Origin of the sequence: Coleofasciculus sp. FACHB-712, assembly GCF_014695635.1 — a bacterium.
In the GTDB taxonomy this organism is placed as follows: domain Bacteria; phylum Cyanobacteriota; class Cyanobacteriia; order Cyanobacteriales; family FACHB-T130; genus FACHB-T130.
Genome location: NZ_JACJOQ010000130.1, coordinates 1 through 4,368 on the forward strand (window position 1 = coordinate 1; position 4,368 = coordinate 4,368).

5 protein-coding genes are annotated in these 4,368 nt (G+C 48.7%); 3 read left to right on the plus strand and 2 right to left on the minus strand.

Annotated features, from left to right (window positions below; genetic code table 11):
* Both H6F50_RS03265 and H6F50_RS03270 read right to left on the minus strand, forming a co-directional pair.
* Nucleotides 1-890: hypothetical protein (locus tag H6F50_RS03265; protein ID WP_190426302.1), on the minus strand; the 890-nt coding region annotated here is incomplete at its 3' end.
* Nucleotides 891-1,281: 391 nt separating this feature from the next.
* Entirely contained in the window at nucleotides 1,282-2,223 is a 942-nt protein-coding gene (locus H6F50_RS03270) for a serine hydrolase (protein WP_190426304.1), read from the minus strand.
* An 81-nt stretch (nucleotides 2,224-2,304) separates the two neighbouring features.
* Between H6F50_RS03270 and H6F50_RS03275 the strand changes: the two genes are divergently transcribed.
* The 3 genes from H6F50_RS03275 to H6F50_RS03285 form a co-directional block, all read left to right on the plus strand.
* Nucleotides 2,305-2,988: a C40 family peptidase gene (locus tag H6F50_RS03275; protein WP_190426307.1), complete on the plus strand. Its 684-nt coding sequence runs from the start codon at nucleotides 2,305-2,307 to the stop codon at nucleotides 2,986-2,988.
* A 60-nt stretch (nucleotides 2,989-3,048) separates the two neighbouring features.
* The gene (locus tag H6F50_RS03280) at nucleotides 3,049-4,038 is read left to right on the plus strand and encodes a glycosyltransferase family 2 protein (protein ID WP_190426314.1); all 990 of its coding nucleotides are present in this window, start codon (nucleotides 3,049-3,051) and stop codon (nucleotides 4,036-4,038) included.
* A 22-nt stretch (nucleotides 4,039-4,060) separates the two neighbouring features.
* Nucleotides 4,061-4,368, plus strand: a 308-nt coding sequence (locus tag H6F50_RS03285) for an MFS transporter (protein WP_190426310.1), incomplete at its 3' end; no start/stop codon positions are given.

A 4,368-nucleotide genomic window follows, 5' to 3' on the forward strand; every position in this document is an offset into this window, starting at 1 on the left:
CCGATATTTAGAGCTGCATTTGCTGTAAATTGCCGTGTCAAAGGTACATCGACGCCACCCGTAACCAGGAAACCAATGTCGCTGTCATCACCCGTGGAAATCGTGACACCGCCACCCACGTAAGGGGCGAATCTGACGGGTTCAAACGGATCTGACTGTCGGATGTTAAAGTCGTAAGTCACTGGAAGCAGAAAGGTCGTATCGTCACCGAGTAGCACGGAAGGGCGTACAGACAACGTATTGGTTAGACCAATTTTGCTGATCACGGCGAAACTACCATCGCCCAAAGCACTATCACCCCCGAAACCAATATTGAAGCCAACCCCGACGTAGCTGCGACCGGCACGGGTGGTTCGACCGAGTTCGATATCGGTTTGAGCAACCTCAGAGTCATTGGGTAAGTTTGGAGTTTCAGCAGTTGGTTGCTGTGGTGCGGCGAGAGCGGCAGCAGAAGTAGTTACGCCGGGAAATGGTTGCGTAGTAGCAGTATCATCAGCCGCTGCCAAGGAGGAAGGCTCTGAAGCCACGGGCTTTGCGCTTTCTTCAACCAGCGTTGCATCTTGGTACTCAGAGAGAATGACCGGCTGTTGGCTCAGATTATATTGTGTTGAGACCGGGGCTTGCGGTGCAGCCGGGACTTGTGATGCAGCCGGAACAGTTGATTGGGTAATCGGTGTGACATCTGCCGACTTGACAACTGGCATACCCATTACTGTTGGCTCAGCGATCGCTTCAGATGCGGCAGGTTCTGAAGTCTCAACGACCGCAGGAGTCTTTTGGTCAATGACTGTGGCAGTGGACTGGGCTGTAGCTGACAAGCCACCGCTGAAAACTGTCAGTGCCGTCAGACCTAGTAAGAAAGAAACACGCTTAGAAAAGATTGTATTCACGGTCACTCCTCAAAAACTTCCTCAAAAATCTACGAAAGCCAACCTTAATTGCCTATTCTCTCGGAAATTATATTTCCCTGTCGTCAATTTAGGAAATTTTAAAAGAATTTGCTACCCACCAAGGAAGGATTATGCGCTGAAAGTGGCTAGTATTCGACGATAATTGATGTTGACAGGTGAAATGGAATAAAGAGGGTCAGAGGGTGATAAGAGAGATTTTTATTCCCGATTCCTAGGCTTTATCTCAAAAGCAGCGATCGCAATTTCTCTGATAAAGGCTTGGGATACGACCAATCGCTCATTTTGATTTTGATGACGAAGAAACCCTTTTTATTGTAAAAAAGGGTTTCTTCATGATTGATGAAGCTCGCCTCTGTAACCGCAGATTGTACTAGGTAAGGCTGTCCATTGCCGCGACAACTTGCTGGGAAACAAAGGGGAGAATCGCTTTGTTTTTACTATTTGCTTTGCCTTCAGTGAACACAATCAACAAATAAGGGTGCCGTGATGGTAGCTCGATATAAGCGGCGTCGTGGCGAACTTGGCTTGTCCAACCGGCTTTAGACCACAATTGGGCATTTGGAGGCAGTCCGCCACCTAAGAAACCCCGCACCTGATTTTCCTCATCGGGGGCTTCATCGTCTTCTGGATGGAGGCTGCGTTTCATCAGTCCCATCATTGCTTGCGATCGCCCGGAGGAAACTGCAACGCCTCCGACAATGCTATGTATGAGCCTCGCCGTGGCATTGGTCGTCACCATATTACGGTTTTCCCGCATCTCCCCTAAGAATGCCCGCTCTCGCCCATAGGGACCGTCACCCCAAGGTTTTTGATTGACATTGATGGTTTCCATCTCTGTCCAACCGAGGGATTGAAAGTAGCGATTCACGATATTGCGCTGCAACTGCCAGGTTTCAAACGGCCCTGGCGGCAACTCTGGACCGCTAGTAGTGCCAGTCAATACATCCAGCACTAAGCTGGTGGCGTCGTTGCTGGAATCAATAATCATGTCGCGGATGGCTCGCTCTAACTCCGAGGAAGTTTGGATCATTCCTTGTTCCAACCACTCCTGTACAGCAACCAGATAAAACAGTTTAACGATGCTGGCAGGAAAGATTCGCTCGACGCCGCGATAGCTAAAGCCCCGGACTGGATATTTCCAGAATTCCTCTGAACTAAGGGCACCGCCAGTATTGACGGGCACTGGGGGATCGTAGACTACCCAGGTTAAGGCAATTTGGTTGCGGGCTAATCCCGGAAATTCTGCCCAAGTTGCTTCTAAAATGCGATCGCCTAATTTTTCTAGTTGTGCGTCTTTGTGAAAAAATGTCATTTTTATTAGTTGTTATCAGTTGTCAGTTATCAGTTGTCAATTGTTCAATAGTTTGTACCACTGACCAACAACCACTGACCCATGACCCATGACTCATTCCGCGAGTACCAATGTCGAGTCAATCTAAACCTCTATGATTCCCCCAGTTGTACTCGTTTGGCAACTCAGGCAGCAATCGGGCGTCACTTGCGGATTTTGTCGCCAAATACAGATGTATCGTCTATCCAAGTTTGTCTGCGTGAAGATGACTATTCCGGCTGGGTGGCAATTCACGACCTCAAAGAGATTGAGGAGGCACAAACGCCCTACGAAGCTCATACTATCTCCCCGGCAGAAATTCAAAATCGCATACCCCAAGTCATTGCCTTTATGCAAGCGGCGATGCAACAGCCGAATTATTATCTCTGGGGCGGAACATTAGAGCCAAATTATGACTGTTCCGGGCTGATGCAAGCCGCTTTTGCTGCCTCTGGGATTTGGTTGCCGAGAGATTCCTATCAGCAGGAAGCATTTACACAATCAATTGCGATTCAAGAGCTACAATCAGGTGATTTAATCTTTTTTGGCATCGGAGATAGAACAACCCATGTGGGTTTATACCTGGGAGAAGGACGTTATATCCATAGTTCCGGTCAAGAACAGGGTCGCAACGGAATTGGAATTGATGTCCTTTCGGAACAGGGAGATTTGATTAGTCAGTCGTATTTTCGGCAACTGCGCTCTTGCGGGCGAGTGGTTGCCAGTTATCAACCACAACGACAATAAGACACCAAAAGGTGGGAGGCAATCGTGTTAATTCCTGAAAGACTGGTAACGCAGAGCGAAATGTCTGCTGACGAGATCCCCGATATTTCTGTAGTAGTGCCGGTTTATAACGAGGTGGAAAGTTTACCCCACCTAATTGAAGCGATCGCAACCACTTTAATTGAGACGAATCTGAACTACGAAATTATTTGCGTGGATGATGGTTCCAAGGATGGTTCAGCGGAATTGCTGAAATCTCTAGTGCAAACCCACAAAAACTTAAAAGCAGTGCTTCTGCGTCGAAACTACGGTCAAACTCCAGCAATGTCTGCGGGGTTTAACTATGCGCGAGGCAAGGTGATTATCACAATGGATGGCGATTTGCAGAATGACCCGGCGGATATTCCCCGGCTCCTGGCAAAGTTAGAAGAAGGCTATGACTTGGTAAGTGGCTGGCGTGAGAAACGACAGGACGCCGCCCTGACTCGTCTGCTTCCGTCTAAAATCGCTAACTGGTTAATTGGGCGAGTCACGGGTGTAGAGTTGCATGATTACGGTTGTTCCCTAAAAGCCTACCGCTCAGAATTGGTGGCGGATATGAATCTTTATGGGGAATTGCACCGATTTTTACCAGCTTTGGCGTTCATTGAGGGGGCAAGAATTACTGAGCTACCAGTAGGGCATCATGCCCGCCGCTATGGAAGCAGTAAGTATGGGCTGGGGCGGACATTCCGAGTCGTGATGGACTTGTTAACCGTCTACTTTATGAAAAAGTTCCTCACCCGCCCCATGCACGTCTTTGGGCTGTTTGGCATTATTGCAATGGCATTGGGGACGCTGCTCGGTCTGTATTTAACGATTTTAAAAGTGGGTTTCGGTCAGAGCATTGGCGATCGCCCGTTATTGATTCTGGCGGTCGTACTGCTAGTGACGGGTGTGCAATTGTTTTCTTTTGGACTGCTCGCAGAATTGTTAATGAGAACTTATCACGAGTCTCAGGGCAGACCAATCTATCGGGTGAGGGAAGTTGTTGGGGGGAATGTTAACAATAGTAAACAAAGGGAAGGCTAAAAGTGTAAGAAGGAATTAAGCTTTGAAAGTTTTTTGGACGCTAGAGCCGCCCAGTCGCCGCAATCTGTTGGTTTTATTTACGGCTGGGCTATTATTTTGGTCTAGTATGGCTTCCTTGCTCCCGACGCTGCCGCTCTATATCGAGGATGTGGGTGGCACGACGCAGCAGATTGGGATTGTCATGGGGTCATTTGCCCTCGGATTGGTTCTGTGTCGTTCGTGGCTGGGGCGTTTGGCAGATCGACGCGGTCGCAAGGTGGTCTTGCTGATTGGCATGACCGTGGCAGCGATCGCGCCTTTGGGCTATCTAGTTGTTAAATCAATTCCCCT